General features: G+C 36.5%; 3 protein-coding genes. All 3 read right to left on the bottom strand.

The window, feature by feature from the left end; all coding sequences use genetic code 11:
* Positions 1 to 649: 649 nt before the first annotated feature.
* Complete coding sequence (gene gmd, locus F6K22_RS34775; protein WP_293108956.1) at positions 650 to 1678, bottom strand: GDP-mannose 4,6-dehydratase; 1029 nt, start codon at positions 1676 to 1678, stop codon at positions 650 to 652.
* A gap of 834 nt (positions 1679 to 2512) precedes the next feature.
* Positions 2513 to 3244: an undecaprenyl-phosphate galactose phosphotransferase family protein gene (locus F6K22_RS34770; RefSeq protein WP_293108954.1), complete on the bottom strand. Its 732-nt coding sequence runs from the start codon at positions 3242 to 3244 to the stop codon at positions 2513 to 2515.
* Positions 3245 to 3477: 233 nt separating this feature from the next.
* Positions 3478 to 3925: S8 family serine peptidase (locus tag F6K22_RS34765; protein ID WP_293108952.1), on the bottom strand; the 448-nt coding region annotated here is incomplete at its 5' end.

Below are 3925 nucleotides of genomic sequence, written 5' to 3'. Positions count from 1 at the left end.
TTTCTATTATTAGTATTTAATGGCTACTCAAGATTTTTTCCAGCTTTAGGGTGTGGCATGATTTTTGGTTTTGCTGAGATGATGATTATATAGAAAGAAGTAAAATTTTCCCAATCAAATTTTACTAATAATTTAGGAGCTATATGCAGGATTTGTACCCCGATCATCTCAGATACTTTAACTGTTAATTTTTAGTTTAACTAAAGTTCTCACATTCTACATAAGTAAACAACTATTTATGATTACAGCAGCATCTCAAAAAATCAATTGCTAGTAGGACTGTAGCTAAAGATAATCCTAATATTTGTTTTAGCCTTCTACTTCATACTTATTCTGCCACTAGGGATATTTTTATTCAATTTATCCCTAAGTTGACTAATTTATTTATATATTATCTTGACCAGAAAATCAGGTCTCAAGCCTCCCCTTTTTAAGGAAACGAAAAAAATCAAATTCAGTATTTCAAGCTTCCTTATACCATGAGGCACTGATAACTGATAACTGAAATGATACACCCGATAATTATCTTGATTTTGAGCTACTTTTTCATCATCAACTTTGTTAATTTTGATAGTGCAAAAAAACCATTAAAAAAACTATCACCTCAAAAAAGTTAAATCCTTCTAACTAATTAGTTAGCCCCCAAAATCTAATCAAAACCATTGCCAATAATAGCCGCTTTTTCCAAAGCTTTAATATCAGAATCAACCATCAAATGTACCAACTCTGTAAATGTAACTGATGGTTTCCAACCTAACTTTTCTTGTGCTTTTGTACAGTCACCAATTAACAAATCAACCTCCGCAGGACGTAGATAACGGGGGTCAAACTCCACATAATCTTGCCAATTTAAGTCTACATGAGTAAATGCTATTTCTAGAAATTCTTTAATAGAATGAGTTTCATTTGTAGCAATCACATAATCATCTGCTTGCTCCTGCTGTAGCATCATCCACATAGCTCGAACATAATCCTTTGCATACCCCCAATCTCGTTTAGCATCCAAGTTACCAAGATAGAGTTTTTTCTGTTTACCCGCTACAATTCTAGCTACAGCACGAGTAATTTTACGAGTTACAAAAGTCTCACCTCGACGAGGACTTTCATGGTTGAATAGTATACCATTACAAGCAAAGAGATCGTATGATTCTCGATAATTTATTGTTTGCCAGTGGGCATAAACTTTAGCGCAAGAATAAGGACTACGGGGATAAAAAGGTGTAGTTTCTTTCTGAGGGACTTCTTGAACTTTGCCAAACATTTCCGAAGAACCAGCTTGATAGAAACGAACTTCAATTCCAGTACGCTGTTGGTAGTCTCGAATTGCTTCGAGTAAACGTAGAGCGCCCATTCCCACAGCATCTACTGTATACTCTGGAGAATCAAAGCTAACCCTTACATGGGACTGGGCACCTAAGTTGTATATTTCTACTGGCTGAACTTCTTCCAGAATTCGACGTAGAGTAGTCCCATCAGTTAAGTCTCCATAATGTAGAAATAATTTAGCATTAGGATTATGGGAATCTTGATATATATGGTCTATTCTATCTGTATTAAAGCTAGAACTACGTCTGATAATACCATGAACCTCATAGTCTTTCTCAAGTAAAAGTTCACTTAAGTATGAACCGTCTTGACCAGTAATACCAGTAATTAGCGCTCGTTTTCTTTCACTCATTGCAGTTAATATTTACAACGTATTGACATACTCTCGGCCTTAAAGACACCGAGTTTCGTGACATACTCCCACACTAAGCTGAGGCTATAGTGTGGTCTTCTCGCTTCCCAGTCCCGGTATCCCGTCGGACAAGAGCGAGCTTCAAGAACGGAATGCCCTACCGCCCTATGTTTTATATTTGCTGTAGCATTTTAGTCACGACAGATCCCGCGACAATCAGGGCAAGAATGAATCTTGTCTGACAACTTTTTCGGGACTTTTTCCCCAAAGTTTTAGCAATCAGTTGTTGTGCCGTTCAGATTCATAGCTATAGTTAAGTGCCCAGCATTCTCAGCTTTGGCAGAAAGAATCGTTAGGAATTGTCCCCAACCAGCATCACAGATAAAAGTGATGGCTGTTCGCTCAGTCCTACAAAACTAGCAACATAATATTGCGACCAAGGAAACACTATGTCTTTAGAGCTTTTTACCACAACATTTACTACCAATCGGGCTGGTTTTGATAAATCAGCAGGGGAATATTGATCGGAATCAGACTCATACCTATACTACAAAAGCAATAAATATTTTTTAATTTTTTGCCCAATAGCAGAGTTTGACTTTATATCGTCCCCAGATTTCTAGATTAACCTAAAACGATCCTTATAACCAATAATTGTTTAGTTAAAATTTATCAACTTGACTCCTTTACAAGTAGTTATCCTCCCAAATAAAATGTCTATTATTTAGACTTATAAATTTGGGTTAGAGGTGCAATATTTGTCAAAATCCTACCAACCTCTAACCCTAGGATAGCTTCAGCTAATTTTAAATCTCTCACTCATAATTACAAGGATTAGTAAGCACCGTTATTTTTTGGAAAAATAACAATGCCAATAGTTTTAAACATAATCCATATATCTATCCAAAAATTTCTGAAGTTTACATAGTAAAGGTCTATTTGAACCCTCTTAGGATAAGGAATATCATTGCGACCAGAAACTTGCCATAAACCAGTAATCCCTGGTTTAATAGTCAGAATTTTATCCATGTGATGACCGTATTTTGGTAGTTCTTCAACCACTAATGGTCTCGGCCCTACTACACTCATATCACCTTTCAATACATTCCAAAATTGAGGAAATTCATCTAAACTTGTAACTCTCAGAAATCTACCAATCCATGTAATTCGAGGGTCATGTTTTAATTTAAAACTTTCCTGAAATTCTTGGCGCAGATGAGGATATGTTTCCATAATCTCTCCCAACATCTCATCTGCATTTTCCACCATAGTTCTAAATTTTAAACAACGAAATAGCTTTCTATTTTTACCCACTCTTTGTTGAACATAAAAAACCGAGCCTGGTGAGCTAAATATAATTAGTAAACCTATCAGCAAGTAAAGAGGGGCAAACAATATCAGAACCGATAGAGAAAATAGGATATCAAATAATCGTTTAGAAAATCCTACCTCTAGGCCCTCTAGAAACAGACTTTTTTGTTTATCTCTGGGGAGGAAAGGCTGAAAAGCTCGTCCTGTAAATCCTCTAATTACCTTGCCAGAGATGAATTGGCTATCGGCAGTCATCTTACTCCTTCACTTCACACCACACACAGTCCTGATCATAAAGCCTATAGCGAAATAGGGGGCAACTTTGGTTGTGAAAAAGATGACTAATTGTGGACAAGGAAGATTTTTTGCCTCTTACTTGGGTGTTTCTGTGCCTATATGTAGAAATTTTATAAAAATCTTTGAATTGAAAAATCAAATATTATTATTACGATAGTCCCATTCATTGTCTATTTTCTCAGTAGTCTAAATTAGACAGTCACTACTGCAGAGTTAGCAGTTTCAATAATTATATTTTCAATGGCCTCAACAGATAAACTTGGATTAGCTTGTTTAATTAAAGCTACTACACCTGCAACATGGGGTGATGCCATAGAAGTACCTGCAAAGAAACTATATAGATTACCTGTTATGGAAGGAGGTACAGGGGCATAAATATCTCCTGCATCTTCACGAATACCATCTCCTCCTGGGGCAACTACGTAATCTAAAGGTTGGTTTCCAGCTTCATTAGAGAAAGAAGAAAATTTCCCATTTCGCTCCACTGACCCAACTGCTATTCCCTGTCGATCGGCTAATCTTGCTGGATAATCAGGACTGCTTAAACCATCATTACCTGCAGCAGAAACAAATACAACGCCTCTCTCAGCAGCATAACGAATAGCTTCAATTTCACCCGTAACTAAGTTTCTCCCACCA

The organism is Okeania sp. SIO2F4 (genome assembly GCF_010672385.1).
GTDB lineage: Bacteria > Cyanobacteriota > Cyanobacteriia > Cyanobacteriales > Microcoleaceae > Trichodesmium.
The sequence above is the reverse complement of the archived record's forward strand: the minus strand, read 5'-3'. Positions and strand labels throughout refer to the sequence as shown.